Below are 21,062 nucleotides of genomic sequence, written 5' to 3' on the forward strand. Positions count from 1 at the left end.
ACAATTAAATATTCCGTCGCATTATTTAATTCTTTCTGCGATAAATTCTTCCGCAATTATATATGGCTGTCTAAGATTAAAATCATTGGGGCTAACATCTTCATTGCCAAAAATTAGAATTTTAGCATTCGGTTTATCTGCATATCCCTTTTTTTCACCAACAAGTTCACTTTTTATTTGAAAGCCCATTTTATGTTTTTCACAAACTCGCAGTATGGAATTCCCTAGAGACTTAGGTATTATGATTGTTCTCTTCGTATAATTTTGGTAGAATTGCTCATTATTCCAAAAGTATTCATTGACAGTAATCCAATTTCCAGTTTCTTTCTCCAGAGCACTACTGACATCTCCAATAAATTCATTGACATTCAATGGCGTACCTGTGATTTCACATTCAATTTCGCTTTCATGAAAGATTAGCAATAGAGGATGATGCTGCAAAATTTTCATTTTAACATAAGGCAAAGTTAAGCTCCAAAAAAAACCGTCAAATTTTTCAGTATTTCTACATGATAATTTCCACTCTTCATATTCAATAGGTATATCATAACTGTTCTGATTAATTGAAAGTATCATTTCTAAAGAACTAGTTGAAGTTTCAAATCGATAAGATTCAAGCTTCAAATCGCAATCATTATAAAACTTTTTATCATTGGTTTTTTTAAGAAGTTCTTCTATCATGTCATGTTTTTTAATAATTCCCCGTTTTATTTAAGCATCAAATTCTGCATAATAAATAATTCTTTCGACCCTTTTAATATCTGTTTTGAATTCTTCTAGTTTTAGTAAATCTTCGTAAAAATCTTTTAAAACAAACATTTCTAAGAAATAGTCAAATCCTGGGCATTTTTCTTCAGCTATTTCTATCGACTTCATTTCCATTTCTTCAAATGTCAATTTTAAAACTAAAGCTTCTGAATCTGGCTGGAATTTTCCATTTATTCTTTTAGCATAAATTGAATACATAGATTCCTCAGTATCCTTATAATCCATACAGTTTATAATTGCTTGGCTTAATATCATATTTTCTACGATGTTTGTTTTGTTTACTTCATTTCATATATATGGGCAGTTTTTTTCAATTAAAAAGCCTCCACAATTTAGGATAAGTTCTCGGTAGATCTTCCTCTTTCCAATCCACGCCTTTTGTTGGCGGTGCCACAAAATCATAGTCTAAACCTTTTAGAATTGCCACATCTCTTGGAAAGCTTTCATCTTCCTCTTTTATGCCTGTCCTTATTTTATAGGCCGATGTCGCAACATACAGCAAACCTTCAAAATAAAAATCATCGTCTTGAGCAATTCTGTCTGACAAAAAATCAGGATTTCTAATAGTTCCCTTATAAATTTCTTCCCCTTTTCCAATTAGCCAACAGCGAAAATATATATAACTGTCATCAGACACATAATCTTCAATAATTTTTTGAGCAGCCATTGTTTTAAAATCGTCAGCTTGGATAATGAGCTGTCTTAGAATTATTTCAAATTCAATAATTTGCTCAGGAGAATAAGCTGATAATTTTTCAACAATAATTTTTTCCTTTTCTAATTTATCATTCTTGGAATTTGCAATTGAATAATCTATTATTTTCCAGAATTCATCCTTATCCATTTTATCACTTTTTATAAATTCTAAAACTGTTTTATTGGATTTTTCTATGTCATTTTTATTTGTATGCTGGCATGAAATAATTGTAAACATTAGAAATACCACTATGAACTTAACTTTTTTCATTCTTTTTTCTCAATAAAATCTTATGTAATTCATTTTAAATTTTCTAAAATCTTCGAAGTTGATTCAATACCAGCTATCTTACAGTTTTCATCGTAACTTAAATTTGAATTTAATCCAAATTCTGCCATAATTTCATTCTTTAACGTATCATTTTTTGGATTTCTTAAATCAAATTCAGTTTTGTAATATGGATCACGATTGAAATCAAAAACATTATTATTCTTAATCGTTTCAATAATATCGGTTTTGTAATAATGAGTGCTGAAACCGCAAGAATAATATCCGTAAGGATTTGACATAAATCTTGAAGCACTATCTTCAGGCAGGAAAATATTTTCCCCACTTATATATTTATTGAATTTAGTCAAAGGAAGTTCTTTATGGATAAATCCCCATTGCAAAAAAACATTTGCACTTTCATAACTAATACTTCTACCATAAGAGATAGGGAACTCAAATTCACTATCTTCTAACTTTTTATTTCCAATAATTTCATATTCTCCATAATGCAGATGATTGTCCATCATAAAATCAGACGGCAAGGCTGTCAAGTTTTCCAAAATTTTAATATCTATATTTTTCTTCGTTGAAATATATGGATACAACTTAACTAAAACAGGAGTTCCCATTAATAGAGTTAATCCGTGACTTTTTTCAAGGATATTATTTTTTCTCAGCTTAGTAATATCTAATAAAACTCTTCCAAAACTAAAATTTGTTCTATCAACTTTATATGCAAAAAAATCACCTGATTTATATTTTACATTTTGCTTATTAGCATTTTTGAATTTACTGATCTCTCGTAAATGATTCTCGTCAGAATTATTTATGAAGTTTTCAATCCAATAGCTCAATTTATTTTCTTTCCTTTTTTTTCTGTCTTCCCAATAGCTCGAAAAAAAAGTCGTTTTAGTACTGTGATTGCCAATCCAGAAATCTCCGAAAACATTTAAGGAAACATATACGCCAATAGGAGTTTTTGTAGACAAAACTGAAGCAGTTAATTTCTGTTCCTTTCCTTTAGCTGTCTTCGGAACTAAAATCTCTCTATTTTTGGTTATTTCATTATACTGGGTCTCTATGTACTGATTTGAAGTTGATATAATATGTCTTTTAATGATATTGTCTTCAAAATATAAAATACTTGGTTCGCGGTAAGTATCTCCTTTTAAAATCACTTTTTCCCAATTAGGTTTTATTTCTTCCAGCCCAAGATATTCTCTTTCCCTATTTGACAATTCAAAATTCATCACGTTTTTAGTTTTAAGTAAAACAGCTTACTATTAATTTATAAAACAACTAAAATAGTATTTTTAAAATCTCAAAATCAATAATTAAAGATATAAGTTTTCATTTTTTAACAGAAAAAAGCAAAGCAAGTTATTGGACACAGCCAGAGAAGTGCGCATAACATTTTTCTTCGTTCCTCAGAAAATGCCCTTCGGGACTTATAGCACTTCACCTGTCTGCCTGTCCAATTGAAGACTGCTTTCTTTTTTTCCTTTTTCTTTTTTAAGCATTTATCTATTGTAACAGCCTACAGCTATCATGACCATATTTTGCGCATGATACATTTAAATATTTTTCCTAAATTAGAAGCCTGCTTTTAAAAATCTCCAGAGATCACCTCGTTCCTGCGATCAGCAAGATGTACGGTTGTCTGACAACCGCCTATCTTGCCACCCATTGCCTCGGAACTCGGCGGTGGAGAAATTTAAAAGAAGAGAGTTTGAAAACAATGAAAAGGGAAAATGATGGAAAGAGAGAATTCAAACAGATCACGCAGGATAACCCTGCGCCTGACAGAGAAAGAGTATGCAAAAATTGAAAGCCTGTTCAAGGCAAGCACGTGCAGAAAATTAAGCGATTATATTCGCAGACACTTATTCTGCAGACCGATCACAAGCACTTACCGCAACCAGTCTTTGGACGATTTAATGGAAGAAACCGTCGTTCTCTCTTCAGAACTCCGTGCAATTGGAAACAACATCAATCAGATTGCTAGAAAAGTAAATACACTGAAAATGATTCCCGACTTCAAAGGGCATCTGTATCTGTTTGAAGTGCAGAGAAAAAAGCTTTCTGATAAAATGGAAGAAATTTCAAGCCACACCCAAAAAATATCGGAACAATGGTTGCAGTCATAAAAACCAGCCGTTCCATAAACAGCATTCTGAATTACAATGAAAACAAAGTTAAGGAAGGAGTTGCTGAGTGCATCAGTGCCGTGAACTATCCTCTTAAATTAGAGAATTTAAACTTTACCCATAAGCTGAACCGCTTTTTAAAACTGTCATCATTGAATCAAAATGCAAAGCGGAACAGCGTTCATATTTCACTCAACTTTGATCCTTCGGAAAATCATTCTAAAGAAAAGCTGATTGAAATTGCAGAAACTTATATGGAAAAAATAGGTTTTGGAAGACAGCCCTATTTAGTGTATCAGCACCATGATGCAGGGCATCCGCACCTGCATTTGGTCACAAACAATATTCAAAGAGACGGGAAAAGAATTGATCTGCATCTGATAGGCGTTAAAAAATCAGAGACTGCAAGAAAAGAGATAGAAGAAATTTTCGGACTGGTAAAAGCTGAAGGAAGAAAGCAGAAAAAAGATTTCTCTTTAAAGCCGATAGATGTAGGCAAAATTCAATACGGAAAGGTAGAGTCTAGGAAGGCGATCAATTCAGTTTTAAACAAAATTCTATTTGAGTATAAATATTCTAGCCTGCCTGAACTCAATGCAGTTTTAAACCTTTACAATGTTCATGCCGACAGAGGAAGCGAAGAATCGAGAGTTTTTAAAAATTACGGACTTCTTTACAAGATACTTGACCAGAATTCAAAGCCGATTGGAGTGCCCATAAAAGCAAGCGAATTCTACAGCAGGCCTACCTTAAAATTTCTGGAAGGAAAGTTTAAAACTAATGAAGTGCAGAAAGAATCATCCAAAAGGCATGTAAAGAATGCCATAAAACTAGCTTTTATTCGTGAAAACATATTTTCGCCCGAAAAATTATCCAAGATATTGGAACAAGAAAGCATTCATATGATATTAAGAAAAAGCAATGAAGGACAGCTTTACGGAATAACCTATGTTGACCATAAAACCAGATCCGTCTTCAACGGAAGCAGTCTGGGGAAAGAATTCAGTGCAAAAGGAATTCAGGAGAGCTGTGCTATGAATATTCTTGAACTTGAAAGAAAGCATCAAAATTCTGTTTCAACAAATTCTGAGAATTTTCAAGATATTGAATCGAAAAAGTATGTAAAAGAAAATCTTGTTGATATACTTTTTCGTGGGGAAAAAGTATATGATTATATTTCAGAACAAATCAAACGAACAAAAAGAAAAAAAATACATAGAAAAATATAAAATCTTTAATTACGGAAAACCGTATTTATATGACAATTTATAGTATTAATTTTATTTTAAAATAACCAATATTAAAATTTTAATAACAAGTATAAATACTTGTTATTAAAGATTTCAATTGAGATATATTTGAGCGAATTCATGCTTGCAAGAGCATGAGTAAAAATGAATATTCTAATGACATCTCAGTAATATTATTTAATATTACCTTATTACAGTAACTTATAATAATATATTTTTTTATGCATTTAAAATCTATTACAGTTAAAAATTTTAGAAGGCTAAAAAAAACTCAAATTGACTTAGAAAAAGATGATTCAATTTTTGTTGGCGCAAATAATAGTGGAAAAACTTCGGCTACCTATCTTTTATATCGCTTTTTAGAAGATCAAAAAGCTAAATTTTCTTTGCATGACTTTAGTAGTCATTGTTGGAAAATATTCGATGATTTAGGTAACTCGGAAACTTTACTAAAAGCCTCGGAATTCCCGTCAATTTCTCTCGATTTATGGTTTCAAATTCAAAGTTCAGATTTGCATAGAGTATTAGATTTACTACCAAGTTTAGAATGGCAAAATGCTCCTGTTGGAGCTAGAGTTGAATTCAGTGTAAAGGATGTTTCCACACTTATGGAAAATTATAAACAGGCTAAAAGTAAGGCAGTCGCGAACAAAAAAGAACAATATCATCCTTGGCCTAAAAATCTCTCTGATTATCTACGGAAAAATCTTAATCAAGAATTCAATTTTAAATTCTATGTTCTTGACTTTGAAAAATTTGACAATGATTTCAATCAGGAGGAGGGATATGAACCGCTAACATTAGGAAACGACACAGATAGATCTGGGAGTAAGATAATAAAATCAATAATAAAAGTTGATATCCTAAATGCTCAAAGGCATCTTACAGATAACAACTCGGCTAGATCTGAAGACCTCTCAAAAAGAATGAATCGTTTTTACGAGAGAAATCTTAGGAAAAAAGAAAACGATTATGAAGCGATGCGAGCTCTTGATAATTCTGAAAAAGAATTGACAGCTCACTTATCCGAAGTTTTTGCACCAACATTACAAAGTCTAAATAATTTAGGATACAGAGGCTTTAATGACCCTAAACTTCTTATTAAAGCAGCTTTGAATTCTGAGATGATTGCTAGTCAGACTAAATTACATTATGCTCTTAGTGACGATCCAGAGTTAATGGCTTTACCTGACCAATATAATGGTCTAGGATTTAAGAATCTTATATATATGGTAATTGAAATTCTTGATTTTCATGCTCGGTGGATGGACGATGAAGAAAATCGAGCACCACTTCATCTAGTAATTATTGAAGAGCCAGAAGTTCATCTTCACGCTCAGCTTCAGCAGGTTTTTATTCGTGAAATTCGTAAGGTAATTCAAAAAGCTGAAACAAGTGAGTTTTTTGCTACACAAGTTGTAATATCTACTCATTCCCCTCACATAATTTACGAAAGCGGTTTTAAGCCCATACGTTATTTTCAACGAGAAATAGATGATGATGGACATCAAAAGTCAAATGTTCTAAATCTTTCTACATTTTACGATGGTTCGAGACCAAAGACAATAAAATTTCTTCAGCAATATATGAAGTTAACTCATTGCGATCTTTTCTTCGCTGATGGAACAATTTTAGTAGAAGGAAATGTTGAAAGATTGCTTTTGCCCATGATGATCAATAAAAGTGCCTCTGAGCTTAATGCTTCTTATATAACTATTATAGAAGTTGGTGGTGCTTTCGCTCACCTATTCAAAAAGCTTATAAATTTCTTAGGGTTAAAATGCTTAATAATAACGGATATTGACAGTATGTTAGGAAGAGATGAAACATCGAAAACCTTGTCTTCAACCGTGTGTTTTGATAATAAAACACCATTTAAAGATAGTCCAGATTCTTTAGAAAATGGGGAATCTGCTAGCAATATTTTAAACGAAGATGATGAAGATGATGAAGATGATGAAGATGATGAAGATGAAGATGATGAAGATGAAGATGAAGATGAAGATGAAGATGAAGATGTAAAAAAAGAAAATAAAAATGGGAAGTGTCCAACCGATACAGAAAACGCTGTCACTTCAAATCAGACTTTAATAAAATGGTTGCCAAAATTATCAAAAATTTCAGAATTATTCGAAGCAAATGATGATGCAAAAACTCAAATTCCATCTGCGATATCTAAGTCTCATGTATTTATAACATACCAAACGCCACAAAAAGTTACTTGGGAAGGTAAAAGCAAAAAAATATCTGGGCGAACCATTGAGGAAGCATTTGCATTAGAAAATTTGGCTTGGACGCAAAAAGTTGAGCATAAAGATTTGAAATTGCGTGTTATAACATTAATTGATAACCGATCACTTGATGAAGTTAAGGATCGTTTGTATAGGAGAATTAACTTAAATAATTTTAATAAAACTGATTTTGCGCTAAGACTGATGATGAAAAATTCCGAAGAATGGAAAGTTCCATCGTATATCGATTTAGGATTAAAATGGTTGCAAAAACAGTTATCCGAAGAGCAACAGATTATTAAGAAGACAATAACAGTGCAAAAAAAAGATCCTAAGCCAAAAAAAAATAATAAAAAACAAGATCAAATATGAGCGGAAGAATAAATAAACCAGATACTCCTGCTGATAAGAAATTACGTAACTGTTTAAAGACGAAGACGAGCTTTGTAATGATTGCAGGCGCGGGATCAGGTAAAACCACTTCTCTTATAAAGTCGCTTAAATACATAGAAGAAACGGAAGGTATAAATTTACGGCAAGAAGGGAAGAAAATTGCTTGCATAACTTATACCACTGCTGCTGAAAAAGAGATATTGGACGATGTCGGACATGACAGCTTTTTTCACGTATCAACAATCCATAGCTTTCTATGGGAACTTATTAGGCCTTTTCAAAAGGATATTAAAAAGTGGGTTTCATCGAAGATAGATTCTAAGCTTGAAGAATTACAAGAAGCTAGAGCAAAATTTAGTAATAGGACATGGCAAAGTACACGGGACAACAATAAATTAGAAACAGCTAAATATCTACATATGAAAGAGAACTTTCATACTGTTAGCGAATTTCAATATGAAACAGGAAGCAAATATTTAGATGGTATTTTAGGTCATAGTGACATTATTGCAATGGCACCGCAAATGATTATTTCTAACCCTCTTTTACAAATTATTTTGTCTAATAAATATCCATATTTTTTCATTGATGAAAGTCAGGATACTATACCCGAGTTTGTTAAAGCAATGAAAGTTGTTCAAATGAATGTCAAAAATTTCTGTTTAGGTTTTTTTGGAGATCCTATGCAGAAAATTTATCATACAGGTTCTGGAGCAATTGTTATTGAAACAGGGTGGCAAGAAATAAGGAAACCAGAAAATTTTAGATGCTCTAAGAATGTATTAGATGTTATAAACAAAATAAGAGCACTAGGAGACGGATTAAAGAAGCAGACTGGGGGCAGGAAAATGTTCGTTGATGGAGAATGGCAATTAATAAATGGGAGTGCGCAAATTTTTATATTGCAAGCGGATGAGCGACATGCTGAAAAAATAGCTTTAGTACGCAGTTATCTTGCTGATCAGCTTAAAGATCCTCTTTGGAAATCTGACAAAAAGGAAGCAGATTTAAAAGTACTTGTTATTGAGCATAGAATAGCGGCCAACCGTCTAAAGTTTGCAGAATTGTATTCGGCTTTTAAAGACAGCTCGACAGACTCTTTGAGTATGAGTTTCAGTGAAGGGACATCTTGGGCGCTTATGCCATTCTTAAAATATATATTACCACTTATTAATGCTTATAGAAATGGAGAACATTTTCAAGTGGTTAATTTACTTCGACAATATTGTCCACTTTTACAAAAATCACATCTACAATTACCAGAAAGTGAACCAAGTAAAATACTTAATGAATTAAAAGTTCATCTCGAAATCATTAATAAATTATTAAAAATAGAAAGTCCTGCTACGGTCGAAAATCTTTTTTCTTATTTGGAATCTAATAATTTAATATCTTTTGATGATAGAATTAGAACAAGATTGAATAAAGCTTCTAAAGGTTCTCTCGAAGATGAAGACATAAGTGTTACGGATCAAGTTATTGCTAATTTTTTTAAATGTCCAGTTTTCCAAGTATGGGGATATGAGAGATATTTAAATGAAGAGTCACCATATTCGACTCAACACAGTATAAAAGGTGCTGAATTTAATAGAGTAATGGTGGTGTTAGATGATGAAGAGGGAAGACGATCAACTTCGTACTCTTATGAAAGACTTCTAGGCATAAAGGAGCTTTCTGATACAGATGTCACAAATGCTGGTAATGGTAGAGAAACTTCACAAGATAGAACTCGTAGATTGTTTTATGTTTGTTGCTCTAGGGCTTTAACAGATTTAGCTGTAGTATTATTTACCAACGATCCCAGATCTGCGAAAAAAGCGGTCACTGAAACAGGGATTTTTAAAAAAAACTCCATTAAGATAGAATTAGATATCTCCAATGAAAAATAATGTTTAATTAATAAAATGTTTCATGATAAAACGTATTTAATACCTGTTAATTTCTATCTGAATAATTAATATTTTTGGTATTATTGAAAATATTATATTCTTGTTCGATACCTTAAAAAGAACTACGTCAATTAACAGTTTTAAAAAATTAGGAGCATGTCCAGAAAAATTATATTTATTGGTGGAATTCACGGAAGTGGAAAGGGAACTGTTTGCGAAATCCTAAAAACGAGAACTGACCTAACACATTTAACAGCTAGTGAAGTTTTAAAATGGCAAGAAATAAGTACGAGCCAAGAAAAAAAGGTTAGTGATATTGATCAAATGCAAAATCGTCTTTTGACTAATTTAAATAAAATTATAAGTAATAATAAAACATACTTATTAGATGGGCATTACTCTATATTGAATAAGGATGGGGTACCAGAAAAAATTCCTACTCAAACTTTTAAAGATATAGATCCTTCAAAATTAATTCTTCTGACAGCAGATCCTAAAGTAATTAAGAATCGAATTGAGAAAAGAGACGCACTAATTTATGATATAAATTTAATTACTGAATTTCAAAATTTGGAAATCAGTTTTGCGACTGAAATAAGTACATTATTGCAAATTCCTCTCCTTTGTATTGATAGTGAGGAATTAAATTTAGAACAACTTTTAAATTTTATAAAATGAGAATTCTTTTAGATACTAATATCATTGTCCATAGAGAAGCTAGTAAAGTATACAATCAAGACATAGGCCTTTTATTTAATTGGTTGGACAAAATGCATTTTGAAAAATGTGTCCACCCCTTGTCAATTGAAGAAATTTCGACATACAAGGATATTGATGTAGTCAACACTATGAAAGTTAAAGTTGAGAACTACAATGTGCTTAAAACTATTTCTCCAGACACAGAAGGAATAAATCAACTAAGATTAATTGATAAATCGGTTAACGATAGTAATGATACATCGATACTAAACGAATTAGTTAATAATCGAGTAAATTTTTTAATTACAGAAGATAAAGGAATTCACAGAAAAGCTAAAATACTTGGAATTTCAGATAAAGTCTATAAGATAGATGCTTTTATTGAAAAATTAGTTTTTGAAAATCCAGCCCTTTCTGACTATAAAGTATTATCAGTTAAAAAAGAATATTTTGGAAATATAGATCTTAAGGATAGTTTTTTTGATTCTTTTAAGGATGATTATGCGGAATTTGAAAACTGGTTCAATTCTAAGGCAGACAAAGAATCCTATATCTGTCTAGTAGAAAATGAAGTTAAAGCTTTTCTGTTTCTCAAAATAGAAAACACTGATGAGAATTACAATGACATAATTCCTCCCTTCTCTTCGAAAAAAAGATTAAAAATAGGTACATTTAAAGTCACTTCAACAGGATATAAACTTGGTGAGCGATTCTTAAAAGTGATTTTTGATAATGCTTTAGTAAATAACGTTGATGAAATCTATGTTACAATCTTTGATAAAAGGGAAGAGCAACAAAGATTAATTAGTTTACTTGAGGAATGGGGATTTAAATATTGGGGAACTAAATCGACTAAAAATGGGGTTGAGAATGTTTATGTTAGGGATTTCGCAAAAATTTTATTAGACAATCCACGAAAGTGTTTTCCATTTGTTGGGAGAAGATCACGAATATTTATCAATCCTATTTACCCTGACTATCATACAGAATTATTTCCAGATTCGATACTTAACAATGAATCTCCACAAGATTATATAGAAAATGAACCACATAGAAATGCATTAAAAAAAGTTTATATTTCACGTTCTTATAGAAAAGATTTGAAGCCAGGGGACATAATTTTATTTTATAGAACGGGAGGAAAGTATGCGGGCGTGTTATCAACTATTGGAGTTGTAGAAAATGTCATTTTAAATATAACTAGTGAAGAGGATTTTATAAGATTATGTAGAAAAAGAAGCGTTTTTGATGATAATGAACTTAAAACTTGGTGGAACTATAATAAATTTAACAGGCCTTTTATTGTAAATTTCCTTTACATAGACTCTTTTCCGAAGCCAAAAGTTAATTTACAAAGATTAATAGAATTAGGAGTTATTAAATCAATTAATGATGTACCTAGAGGTTTTGTTCAAATTGAAAACGTTAAATTTGAAGAATTTTTAAAAGAAGCAAGAGCAAATGAAAGTTATATTGTCGATTAAACCTTATTACGCAGAAAAAATTTTAAACGGAGAGAAGACCTACGAGTTAAGGAAATCAATATTTAAAGCACCTAATGTAAAAACTGTAATAATATATGCATCTTCTCCTGTAAGCAGAGTTATTGGTGAATTTGAAATAGATGAAATAATTCATGAAAATATTACTGTTCTATGGGAGAAAACAAAGGAATTTACGGCAGTTGAAAAAGTTTTTTTTGACGAATATTTTGCTAATAAGAAGAAAGGTTATGCAATTAAAATTAAGAAGTTTAAAAGATATAACCAAACTTATAATATAATGGAAAAGTATGGACTGACTGCTCCTCAATCTTTTTCGTATGTCAAGAAATAAATAGATTTGAAATATGCTCAAAATTAAGCTTTTAATTATATTCTTTTTTTACACTAAATATTTAAATATTCTTTTTAAAAACCTAATATGATAAAATGGACTTTAATTATTTTGGCGATTATTTGTTGCAACTTCTGTATTTTGGTTTTGTAATGAAAGATTTAAAAAGTTTATTGAAGATATTAAATCTTTATGTTCTGTTCTTGAAAGTTTGGTAGTACTAACTTTTTTTTTGCAATTGCCCAAATCCGCTGTAGTAGCTGTTGTAGGAAGTGCTTATAATTCGTGACGCTCTAATCCAAATGCTAATCCTATAGCTAATGTAACATCTCCCCATCGAAATTCTGAATACATGTCACTACCATCGCGATAATTTGACCTAACAATGATCATGTCATATCCTTTGCTTTTTAATTGTGAAAGTTCATGTTCATATATCTGATCACTTGCTACAAGAACTATATTATCATTGTCGATTAAACGATCTAATTCTTCAAATATTTCAAAAGCAATTATTTCATTTGTTTTATTAATAAGTATCCTTACTTGATTGCCATTTTTAGTTTGAAATTTTAAGTTTTCATAGTCAATGTTAATTCGTTGTTCTAAACTAAAAGAACTACTTAAAAACAAAGTACAATTTATTATTTTTTTTTCGGTTTTATATCGATTATAGAATTCAAGAATGTTATTAATAACATCAATTAAATTAGGCTTTTTGAGTTTTTTTTCTGGCCAAATTTCAGAATAAGTTTTGTATGCCCAATCTATGGATTTTTCTAAAAATATGCCATCAATAAATATTGAAGTATATTCTTTTACATCTTTCAAGAGTTCATCAATCTTATATGCTAATTGCTTATTAAAAATCTTTTCTTGAAAACCTATCTGTTTTATTCTATCTTTATTTATAGACACGGAATACTCATTTTTGCTGTTTATTTTCCACTCTTTAATTTGTTCTGGGAAAAACAAAAAGAGATTTTCATTTTTCTCATCGTCTATAGTATAAATAAATAAGATAAAATTATTTTCAACGTATGAAACGGGTATTCTAACCGAAGTATTTTTGTCATTAAGTTTCCTGCCTTTGCATTGTATTGTCAAATATTTTAAATGATGTTTTTTTGTTTGTTTGATTATATATAAGTCCGAACCTTTTTCGTCGAAAGAAAGTTCATTTACCTTAAAGTCAAATTTTATAAGTTGAGAGATTATAAAGCTTTGTGCTTGTTTTTCAAGAGGTTTATTATCCATTTTTGTTATTCTGATGTTTTTAAGTGTTTTGGCTAGCATTTCCTACAACCTTCTGCTAATAGGCACAGGTTGGGATTAAAATGCGATTTATTTCAATTAAACTCAAATTTTGCAAATACAAAACCAACTTTTAATAGACACCAATACCCAACTTACGCTTAATTAGCTGTTGCCTTCGTGCTTTTTTTAGATTAGTTTTTCCCAAATAATTGTCGCGATTAATGAGCCTAAAGTACCAATTATAAATGCTGAAATTGTAGAGAGTAAAATTGCCCAAACAGGATATTTTTTAATTAAGTCAGCAAGTCTGTAATAAATTCCTTTTTTTACAGATTTAAGTTCTTCTTTAATCTCAGATATTATATTTAAAGGCACTTTTTCAGCAGTCAATTTTTGAACGCACTGGTCGCAAATAATAGGATTATTTGTTGAATAAACCACATCACTTTTTATACCGTTCATATCAAATAAACAACCTCTCGTTTCGTCGTGTGTAAAAGATGTAATTTCGTCTCTTGACGGCATTCGATTTCCATGTCTTTTATAGATTAAAGTATAAGAATACAGAAGTCTATAAACTAAATTTTCAATTGGAATATTATTAATATTTAGTATGTCTGCCATTTCATAAAATGTCATACAAATTCTATTATTGGCAAAACGTCTTGCATAATAATTGTTCTCTAAGGGAACATGAGTCATTGCTATCAAAAAATCTCCGTCATAATTTTCAGGAAGTTGTTCTTCAATATTTTCATCTGAAAATTCCCAACTTAAACCGTCGGCATTATTGACAATAGAATAGTTGTCTATTTGTCCAACAATTTCAAATACTTCTGATTTCCAATTTGATAATTTTAATTTGTCAAGGTCAACAGGGAGTTGTCCAAGTATTATCAATTTAATCTTTACTTTACTCATTTTCGTATGTTGCGATTTAGCATGAGGCATAACTAGTATATACTACTGACAACATTAGACCTATCACCCAAAATTGGGCAGATATATCTGATAAGGATCAGTATTAATTTATTATCAAATATATAATAATAAACTTGTAAATAAACAAAAGAACTTTTAATTCGTTGAATGCTTTTCGTGCTGACAAGGGTGTAAAATTCAGAGGACTTGTTACTTTTATTGAATCAGCACAAACGCGATAATCAAGAGTAATATTAGCGTCTAATCAAAAAATTAAGCATAATTTAAAATTTTCAAATCTGCCATTAAATGGTTCGAATTCTGTACCGTCAAGGTCACTAGAATTGAAAAATCTACAAGATTAATAGTTGGCACACTTTTGTTTTTAAATTTGACCCCGGAGGGGTTCGAACCATAGTTTTATAAATTGAATTTGTTTTTTGAATATACAATATTATAATATCTCATTTAATTTAGTCACAAAGTTCGGGAATCACCTGCGGGCGCTTGCAAAAAATTCCCCCATAAATGCAGGATATAAATCCTGCTTTATTGCGTTGCTTTTTGCGCTTGCTGGATGATTTCCAATTGATGTTCCATAATTAATTTAAAATTTAAAAATTATGGAAACTTTAAATCAAAAATGGCAGATTGTATCGGAAATTGAATTAATCTACAAATCAAAAATCAAAACCTCTGAAAGACCTCAGATCAAATCATCCAAAGACGCTTACTTACTTTTGAAATCCTCATGGGATCAGGGTAAGATAGATTATTTTGAACAATTCAAGATCTTGTTTCTGAATCATTCATTCAAAGCCTTAGGACTTTACGAAATGTCCTCGGGAGGAATAACAGGAACTATAGTAGATCTTCGCATGATATTTTCGGCAGCCCTTAAAGCAAATGCTACAAACATTATGATTACACATAATCATCCCTCAGGAAATACAAGCCCTTCAGAAGCAGATAAACATATGACTGCAAAGATCAGACAGGCAGGTGAACTGCTTGATATAAAACTATTGGATCATCTAATCATAACCTCGGAGACTTACTACTCCTTTGCGGATGAAGGAGCCTTATAGGCGCCATGTACCATTTTTTATATTGGAATACTCTGCAAATTTATCTTTGAATGCCAGGCTTTGTCTTTCCATACTTTATCATCTTTCGAATATCCCCAACACATCTGTAACACCTAGTCTGGTTTAAGCTCATTTTTTTCGATTTAAGGCATTATAAAATAAAAAAACAGCCCAAAGGCTGTTTTTTTATTTTATCCTATATTAATGTAAATATCTGATTTTCTGTAAATGTTAGATGCAATAATTAACCCCCAACACATCTGATACATTACCAAATTTTTATACGATATTAATATAAATCATTGATAATCTGTAAATGTGTGATGCAATAATTAACCACCAACACATCTAATAACATTACCAATATAAATCATTGATAATCTGCAAATGTTTTATGCAATAATTAACCACCAACACATCTGATACATTACCCAAAAGGCACCCTAACTATGTCTCTAATTATCGTTAGTACATCAAACTAAGATTACATATTGCTTTTAAAACAATAAATCTCAATTTTTGAATATAAAATATCCTATTATACCCGCAAATAATAACATTAATATATATCCTGTCCAAACATTTCTGTTTTCATACGCTTGAATGTATTGATCACTAATGCTACCTTTAAATCCTTTTATAATCCAAAAGAAAAATCCCCCAATCCAAATTGAGGTAAGTTTCGCTGCGAAAGGTTCTTTTGCCATAGTCTTATTTTTTGTTTTTATTTGTTAGAGTTGTTCCTATTTGATTTAATGTTCTAGAAAATACTATAAATCCTGAATTTTTAAAATCGTTACTTTCCAGACTGCCTCTATTAATGCTTCTCCCAGTCTGCCAAATCCACCAGTTGTTCCATCAGCAGCACCTGGGACATCAGGGTCTTATAAAACCTTAATAAAGAAAATAAGCGTTGATCCTGCGGAGCAGGATTAACGCTTATTTGTTATAAATGGAATTTAATGTTTCTTTTTATCAACACATCCGATACATTAACCACTTTTCAAGTGCTATAAAAGCAAAAGCCACTCCATTTAAGGAATGGCTTTGTGAAAATTAATCTATAAAATTCCACGATTTTCTATTATAGCTTTCACTTTTTCATCATCAGATAAATCCCAGTACCACCATTTATTCTCATCGTTCTTTTCAATTTCAAATCTTCTGCTATAAGATATTTTAAACAAATGCAAAAGCAGAATAAACGATTTATTAATCTCGTTTTCTGGCAACTCTAAAAGTTTCTTTAAATTATGATTTGCAACACCTTTTTGAATTAAAATACATGGTGTATAAGTTTTTTTTAAATTACTTTCTTTAATTGCATTTTCAATATCTTCTTCTTTAGGTTTTGATTGCATTATTAGAAAAAGAATATCGTTCAAAAATTCTTTTTTCTCATTTAAAGTTAGTAAACTAAATACATTCGACAAATCATTTATTTCAACTAAATTTTGTCCAAATTTATTTACTTGAATCTCTTTTAATAATTCCATTTCTATATTTATTTACGAGGTAATACTGTTATGTGTGGCAATTCCGTTCTCACTGCACCTGTAAAAATATCAATATTTCTAGCCATATTATCAATAGTTGATTTTGCACCTGGCAAAGAATTTTTAATTTTACTCCAATTTTTACTATTTAATCCTCCTTCTATTACATAATCCCAATCCGAATACGCCTTTGCAGTTCCACTAGCTCTACTACCAACAACGGTTATAGGTTTACCAATTCTAGTTGCGGCATTTTCAATTCTTAATAATTCCGAAGCACTAAGAACACCTTTAGAATATTTAGCACCTTTAGCTGCATCTCCTACATATGGTAGTATAGCAATTGCCGCAATCGCCGCATTGCCTGTTTGACCTCTTAATAAATATCCAACTGCATTAATCCCATCAATTATTCCCGACGGGTCAGCAGTTCCTAATCCAGCCATCCAATCTTGAGTATCATCAATTTGTTTAGTCCTAAAATCACTCCTCCATCCTTCATAAAACTTCCCGAAACTATAAGCTTTACTTTGTGCAAGTCCACCAATATTACCATCAAGATGAGAGCCACCACCAGAAGTTTTTCTACCTGTAACCGTGACTTCTTTCAAAGCATCAAACCCAGTAAACTCTCCCGTCTCTTGGTCAGCCATTCCTCTTCCATCTTCTCTTGAGAAAGTTCCACCGCCATCATTTACCCATTTGGTAGACTTATCATTATCACTATTCTGTACTAAAGAATCTACAAATGCTTGAGAAAGTAATCCTGTTGGGTCAGACCAAAAAATAGGATTATTATAAGAAAAAGTGAAAGGAGATACAGAATAATTCATTTCTGATAAAGCATCAATAGAATTAAATCTTCCTAAAGCATTATCATATTGACGATAGTCCATCGCTGTCATGTTAAGCCCCATCTCGTCTTGGAACTCCTGACCATTGTACTTATACTTATAAGGGTCCGCAAAATTTTTCTATAGAAAGAATGATTCCTTTGCAAAAAATCTCTATATAAATAAGAACGTAGTTCAAAAATTTTTTAATAGTAATTAATTCCATTGAAATAATCAATTAAATAATTTATTGTTGTAGTAGGCTAAATATATTAAAAGTTTAAATGTCATTCAAGCCTCCATTCACCATCATTGAATGCAAAATGGCTACCATCATGAATTTTATCATAAAAAAAGTCTTTTCTGTTTTCTGTATAGAGTGATAATTTGAATAAATCCGACTGGATTTTTTCACCCTTATTAAAATAGAATACAAATCGAACAACATAATCTGCCGTCTTTTCAGAAGCAAATAAAAAATGTAGTCTTTCAACATCACCACCTTTAATATAATGTGAAAGATTATATTTCTTATTTCTATTTTTTTCTGGACACAAAATAACTAAGTAGATATCTTCAGGTTTTCTTAGACTATAGTATAACTGTTTTGGGTTATTTATCAACTCTTTTTCATTAAACCAAAGATCACACTTTTCAATTGTGAAATTCTTTTTATATTCATTATCATTTTCATCCAAAAATTCAACAGTAATTCGGGGATGTTCATTGACAGGAACATGTTGAACTTGCTTGTGTTTAAAATATTGGATATGCCATTTTTGTCTCTCTTCAAAAATCGGAACCACTTTTAAATTTTCAAAGTACTCTTCAATATGCCATCTTTCATTTTCTGACAAATAAAGATCTATTTCTTTATAATTAAAAACATTACTGTCTTTTGACTCAAGCAATTCAGAAATTTGGGAAAAAATCTTGCTTCTTTTCAATAAAATCTCATCAAACTCGAGCTTATCAATTTTAAGTTCAAGTTCTAAAATCTTTTTCTTATCACCAGATTCAATTATTAACTCAAATGACTGTTGATTTGTTATTTTCTTCAGTTCTGAATTTGATAAAATTGATTTTTTGATCTTTGCTGATCCCCAACCTAAATTTTTACAATAAATTTTAATTTTTCCATCCTCAATATCACATTCTAAAACTAGATTTGGCGACCTATTTATGTTACAGCTTAATATCTCAACATCAACACTTGTTATGTAAGCAGTTCCATCACCATTATTTATAAATTTAAGATCTAAGATTTCAATATATTTATTTTTATGACTCGAATTATGCTTTTTGAAAAATCTTTCAATTGCAAAGTCTTTAACCATATTATCTACCGAAACATTTATTATTTCCGGCTTTGCTTTTTTTTTAATTTAGATATACAATAAGCTCCAATACCTAATGCCAATGAAACAATCGCTATCACAAAAAGATAATTAATTATTTTGTCAATAATTTTAAAAGTATTCTCAGCACCAACATTTTCATAAATATTTAATCCAAGAATTTGTTTAATGACCAAATACATGATTAATAATGCTATGCCCGTTATAGATAATGGGGTTTTTATTTTCTCTATTATTGAAAAAATTTTCGATTCTTGTTCCATATTTATATTTTAGATGTGAAAACCAACTTTGATCTAAAGTAAGTTAAAAAATTATTTAAAAGATACTTGTAAACTCTATAGCATTATTTTTAAAACTTGAGAGAATCTAAATTACTATTTCACTTGATTGATTTAATTTTAAAATACTTTCTTTTATAAATATTAAATCTTTATTTACTAATTTCATTTTCTTAACAGTCTCAATATATTCAAATCTTTCTGGCTGTCTGCTTATTATCAATTCTCTGGTATAGTTAAGAATCGCTGAATTTTTAAAGTAATCGTTTTTAATTTTTTCACTATTTACAATCGCTAATTTATACCATTTTTTCCCATCATCTATTTTTCCTCTTCTAAAATTTGTCAATCCAGCAGTAGCTTGAATAACAGGCTTATCATTTTCTGGCAAATCCTCAAAAGTAGAAATATTCATTTGCTCAAAATAATGGTCAATTTTTTCAAATTTACCAGCTAATGCTGAATAGTAAATGATGTTATTTAATAGTACAACATGATGAGGATTGGCTTTTAGTCCAATTTTACACAGCGTTATTGCAGCATCAACATCATTTAACAATGAACCTGCTAAATAGCAGCCAAGTAATATTGGCCTTTTTGAAAATGGAGTATCCGAAAACCATTTTAAACAGTTATAAAAGGCTTCTTTCCAATCCCCTTTTTCAAACTTATCAATAGCATATGCCTCAAAAGGATTAATTACACTATCAAATTCAGAGAGGTTTATTTTAAATCTATAGTCATCTTTTGCTATCCATTCAATTTGAGCCAGACTATTATCATTTGGAGCCAACATAGATTTTTCAAATAATCGTTTTGCATTTTTAAATGATCCTGCATTAAATTCTAATGTACCGAGAGAACCAGACAATTCCGTTAACTCAAAATTTGAAAATTGACCAGAAGAAGTTAAACTAATACCTGTCTTAATTAATGGCGAATATCGATTCATTAAAGAAGAAGTGGCAATATGAGCAGAAATAAGCCAAGGGTCGTTTTTTAATGATTTAGATTTTTTTAGATAATAAAGTGCTTGATCATAATCACCGTTGTGAATAAAGTATCTAGTTGCTGATCTCAATATAAAACGATTATCAGGGGCTAAATGTAAAGCTGTTAATACTGATGGTTTTGCCTGATCTGATTGACCATTTATAGAATATAAACGTGCTAATTCAATCCAATTAATTGGATTAAGAATTTCTTCTCTTATTTTATTTTTTGTTTTATTAATTAGTTTGTATAAAACTTTATTATTAATAAGAGATTGGAACTGTTCTATTGTTTCGTAATCAGTCTCTAATAAATGCTTGAAATTTTGTTGATGCCCTTGTTGTGAACTTTCATTAATAATATTAATCAGCTCTAATAAACTTTCAGAACTATTTTCAGGATTTTTATGGATAAAGTCAATCGCTTCCTTAATTTCTAAAATATTAGCAATTCCTGAAATATAGCAGGCATTAATCATTTCAGCAGCAGTTCCTGCATTTTTTTTATAGCCCCAATCATGAATGACATGATCGATATTTATTTCTACTTTATCAATATTTTTATTTGATATACTCAACTCACCCAATTGCACAGTTCTTTTAAAGTCCCTCCAATTAGGAATTAATCTTCGCTCTTTAATGTCAAACATTCCCAT

The 21,062-nt window shown here is 30.4% G+C and carries 20 protein-coding genes; 8 read left to right on the top strand and 12 right to left on the bottom strand.

Translation table 11 applies throughout. The features are described 5' to 3' along the window. Positions 1-21: 21 nt before the first annotated feature. The 4 genes from FJOH_RS18890 to FJOH_RS18905 are packed head-to-tail and all read right to left on the bottom strand — an operon-like array spanning position 22 to position 2,985. On the bottom strand, positions 22-681 hold the full coding sequence (locus FJOH_RS18890) for a hypothetical protein (protein WP_012025630.1): 660 nt from the start codon (positions 679-681) through the stop codon (positions 22-24). A gap of 30 nt (positions 682-711) precedes the next feature. Continuing rightward, positions 712-1,023, bottom strand: a complete 312-nt coding sequence (locus tag FJOH_RS18895; RefSeq protein WP_012025631.1) for a hypothetical protein — start codon at positions 1,021-1,023, stop codon at positions 712-714. 55 nt (positions 1,024-1,078) lie between these two features. Beyond that, complete coding sequence (locus tag FJOH_RS18900) at positions 1,079-1,735, bottom strand: DUF4240 domain-containing protein (protein WP_012025632.1); 657 nt, start codon at positions 1,733-1,735, stop codon at positions 1,079-1,081. Between the two features lie 29 nt (positions 1,736-1,764). Further along, positions 1,765-2,985, bottom strand: coding sequence for an immunity 26/phosphotriesterase HocA family protein (locus tag FJOH_RS18905; protein WP_012025633.1), 1,221 nt, complete (start codon positions 2,983-2,985; stop codon positions 1,765-1,767). Positions 2,986-3,486: 501 nt separating this feature from the next. On the opposite strand from FJOH_RS18905, the gene FJOH_RS18910 reads away from it, so the two are divergent. From FJOH_RS18910 to FJOH_RS18940, 7 genes are all read left to right on the top strand, one after another. After that, complete coding sequence (locus FJOH_RS18910) at positions 3,487-3,882, top strand: plasmid mobilization protein (protein ID WP_052295200.1); 396 nt, start codon at positions 3,487-3,489, stop codon at positions 3,880-3,882. Beyond that, on the top strand, positions 3,867-5,111 hold the full coding sequence (locus FJOH_RS18915; protein ID WP_012025635.1) for a relaxase/mobilization nuclease domain-containing protein: 1,245 nt from the start codon (positions 3,867-3,869) through the stop codon (positions 5,109-5,111). Before FJOH_RS18910 ends, FJOH_RS18915 begins: the two co-directional genes overlap by 16 nt. A gap of 242 nt (positions 5,112-5,353) precedes the next feature. Then, positions 5,354-7,735, top strand: a complete 2,382-nt coding sequence (locus FJOH_RS18920) for an ATP-dependent nuclease (protein WP_012025636.1) — start codon at positions 5,354-5,356, stop codon at positions 7,733-7,735. Next, positions 7,732-9,645, top strand: coding sequence for a UvrD-helicase domain-containing protein (locus FJOH_RS18925; protein WP_012025637.1), 1,914 nt, complete (start codon positions 7,732-7,734; stop codon positions 9,643-9,645). Before FJOH_RS18920 ends, FJOH_RS18925 begins: the two co-directional genes overlap by 4 nt. Positions 9,646-9,801: 156 nt before the next feature. Beyond that, positions 9,802-10,323: an ATP-binding protein gene (locus FJOH_RS18930; protein ID WP_012025638.1), complete on the top strand. Its 522-nt coding sequence runs from the start codon at positions 9,802-9,804 to the stop codon at positions 10,321-10,323. Beyond that, the gene (locus tag FJOH_RS18935) at positions 10,320-11,828 is read left to right on the top strand and encodes a PIN domain-containing protein (RefSeq protein ID WP_012025639.1); all 1,509 of its coding nucleotides are present in this window, start codon (positions 10,320-10,322) and stop codon (positions 11,826-11,828) included. The genes FJOH_RS18930 and FJOH_RS18935 overlap by 4 nt, the downstream gene beginning before the upstream one ends. After that, positions 11,806-12,180, top strand: a complete 375-nt coding sequence (locus FJOH_RS18940) for an ASCH domain-containing protein (protein ID WP_012025640.1) — start codon at positions 11,806-11,808, stop codon at positions 12,178-12,180. The genes FJOH_RS18935 and FJOH_RS18940 overlap by 23 nt, the downstream gene beginning before the upstream one ends. Positions 12,181-12,456: 276 nt before the next feature. On the opposite strand, the gene FJOH_RS18945 is transcribed toward FJOH_RS18940, so the two are convergent. Then, a complete protein-coding gene (locus tag FJOH_RS18945) occupies positions 12,457-13,437 on the bottom strand; it encodes a hypothetical protein (protein ID WP_123875708.1) in 981 nt (326 codons plus the stop codon). A 186-nt stretch (positions 13,438-13,623) separates the two neighbouring features. Beyond that, positions 13,624-14,358, bottom strand: a complete 735-nt coding sequence (locus FJOH_RS18950; RefSeq protein ID WP_123875709.1) for a hypothetical protein — start codon at positions 14,356-14,358, stop codon at positions 13,624-13,626. A 623-nt stretch (positions 14,359-14,981) separates the two neighbouring features. Here FJOH_RS18950 and FJOH_RS18955 point away from each other — a divergent pair. Then, positions 14,982-15,446, top strand: a complete 465-nt coding sequence (locus FJOH_RS18955) for a JAB domain-containing protein (protein ID WP_012025643.1) — start codon at positions 14,982-14,984, stop codon at positions 15,444-15,446. 512 nt (positions 15,447-15,958) lie between these two features. On the opposite strand, the gene FJOH_RS18960 is transcribed toward FJOH_RS18955, so the two are convergent. From FJOH_RS18960 to FJOH_RS18985, 6 genes are all read right to left on the bottom strand, one after another. Beyond that, positions 15,959-16,153, bottom strand: coding sequence for a hypothetical protein (locus FJOH_RS18960; protein ID WP_044047896.1), 195 nt, complete (start codon positions 16,151-16,153; stop codon positions 15,959-15,961). A gap of 354 nt (positions 16,154-16,507) precedes the next feature. Then, positions 16,508-16,942 carry a DUF5958 family protein gene (locus tag FJOH_RS18965; protein WP_012025644.1) on the bottom strand — a complete coding sequence of 145 codons (435 nt, stop codon included), beginning with the start codon at positions 16,940-16,942 and terminating at the stop codon, positions 16,508-16,510. Positions 16,943-16,950: 8 nt separating this feature from the next. Next, positions 16,951-17,847, bottom strand: coding sequence for an RHS repeat-associated core domain-containing protein (locus FJOH_RS18970; RefSeq protein WP_235023096.1), 897 nt, complete (start codon positions 17,845-17,847; stop codon positions 16,951-16,953). A 215-nt stretch (positions 17,848-18,062) separates the two neighbouring features. Continuing rightward, entirely contained in the window at positions 18,063-19,112 is a 1,050-nt protein-coding gene (locus FJOH_RS18975; RefSeq protein ID WP_012025646.1) for a hypothetical protein, read from the bottom strand. A 20-nt stretch (positions 19,113-19,132) separates the two neighbouring features. After that, positions 19,133-19,396 (bottom strand): hypothetical protein, encoded by a 264-nt coding sequence (locus FJOH_RS18980; protein ID WP_044047899.1) that lies wholly within the window; start codon positions 19,394-19,396, stop codon positions 19,133-19,135. 106 nt (positions 19,397-19,502) lie between these two features. After that, complete coding sequence (locus FJOH_RS18985) at positions 19,503-21,062, bottom strand: tetratricopeptide repeat protein (protein WP_012025647.1); 1,560 nt, start codon at positions 21,060-21,062, stop codon at positions 19,503-19,505.

Source organism: Flavobacterium johnsoniae UW101 (assembly GCF_000016645.1).
Classification (GTDB): domain Bacteria; phylum Bacteroidota; class Bacteroidia; order Flavobacteriales; family Flavobacteriaceae; genus Flavobacterium; species Flavobacterium johnsoniae.

Excerpts from the sequence above, each read along its gene's own strand:
- FJOH_RS18900 (WP_012025632.1), bottom strand. The coding sequence starts at position 1,735 with ATGAAAAAAGTTAAGTTCATAGTGGTATTTCTAATGTTTACAATTATT.
- FJOH_RS18970 (WP_235023096.1), bottom strand. The coding sequence starts at position 17,847 with ATGACAGCGATGGACTATCGTCAATATGATAATGCTTTAGGAAGATTT.
- FJOH_RS18925 (WP_012025637.1), top strand. The coding sequence starts at position 7,732 with ATGAGCGGAAGAATAAATAAACCAGATACTCCTGCTGATAAGAAATTA.
- FJOH_RS18945 (WP_123875708.1), bottom strand. The coding sequence starts at position 13,437 with ATGGATAATAAACCTCTTGAAAAACAAGCACAAAGCTTTATAATCTCT.
- FJOH_RS18940 (WP_012025640.1), top strand. The coding sequence starts at position 11,806 with ATGAAAGTTATATTGTCGATTAAACCTTATTACGCAGAAAAAATTTTA.
- FJOH_RS18980 (WP_044047899.1), bottom strand. The coding sequence starts at position 19,396 with ATGGAACAAGAATCGAAAATTTTTTCAATAATAGAGAAAATAAAAACC.
- FJOH_RS18890 (WP_012025630.1), bottom strand. The coding sequence starts at position 681 with ATGATAGAAGAACTTCTTAAAAAAACCAATGATAAAAAGTTTTATAAT.
- FJOH_RS18985 (WP_012025647.1), bottom strand. The coding sequence starts at position 21,062 with ATGGGAATGTTTGACATTAAAGAGCGAAGATTAATTCCTAATTGGAGG.
- FJOH_RS18935 (WP_012025639.1), top strand. The coding sequence starts at position 10,320 with ATGAGAATTCTTTTAGATACTAATATCATTGTCCATAGAGAAGCTAGT.
- FJOH_RS18955 (WP_012025643.1), top strand. The coding sequence starts at position 14,982 with ATGGAAACTTTAAATCAAAAATGGCAGATTGTATCGGAAATTGAATTA.
- FJOH_RS18930 (WP_012025638.1), top strand. The coding sequence starts at position 9,802 with ATGTCCAGAAAAATTATATTTATTGGTGGAATTCACGGAAGTGGAAAG.
- FJOH_RS18965 (WP_012025644.1), bottom strand. The coding sequence starts at position 16,942 with ATGGAATTATTAAAAGAGATTCAAGTAAATAAATTTGGACAAAATTTA.
- FJOH_RS18905 (WP_012025633.1), bottom strand. The coding sequence starts at position 2,985 with ATGAATTTTGAATTGTCAAATAGGGAAAGAGAATATCTTGGGCTGGAA.
- FJOH_RS18950 (WP_123875709.1), bottom strand. The coding sequence starts at position 14,358 with ATGAGTAAAGTAAAGATTAAATTGATAATACTTGGACAACTCCCTGTT.
- FJOH_RS18975 (WP_012025646.1), bottom strand. The coding sequence starts at position 19,112 with ATGGTTAAAGACTTTGCAATTGAAAGATTTTTCAAAAAGCATAATTCG.
- FJOH_RS18915 (WP_012025635.1), top strand. The coding sequence starts at position 3,867 with ATGGTTGCAGTCATAAAAACCAGCCGTTCCATAAACAGCATTCTGAAT.
- FJOH_RS18895 (WP_012025631.1), bottom strand. The coding sequence starts at position 1,023 with ATGATATTAAGCCAAGCAATTATAAACTGTATGGATTATAAGGATACT.
- FJOH_RS18960 (WP_044047896.1), bottom strand. The coding sequence starts at position 16,153 with ATGGCAAAAGAACCTTTCGCAGCGAAACTTACCTCAATTTGGATTGGG.
- FJOH_RS18920 (WP_012025636.1), top strand. The coding sequence starts at position 5,354 with ATGCATTTAAAATCTATTACAGTTAAAAATTTTAGAAGGCTAAAAAAA.
- FJOH_RS18910 (WP_052295200.1), top strand. The coding sequence starts at position 3,487 with ATGATGGAAAGAGAGAATTCAAACAGATCACGCAGGATAACCCTGCGC.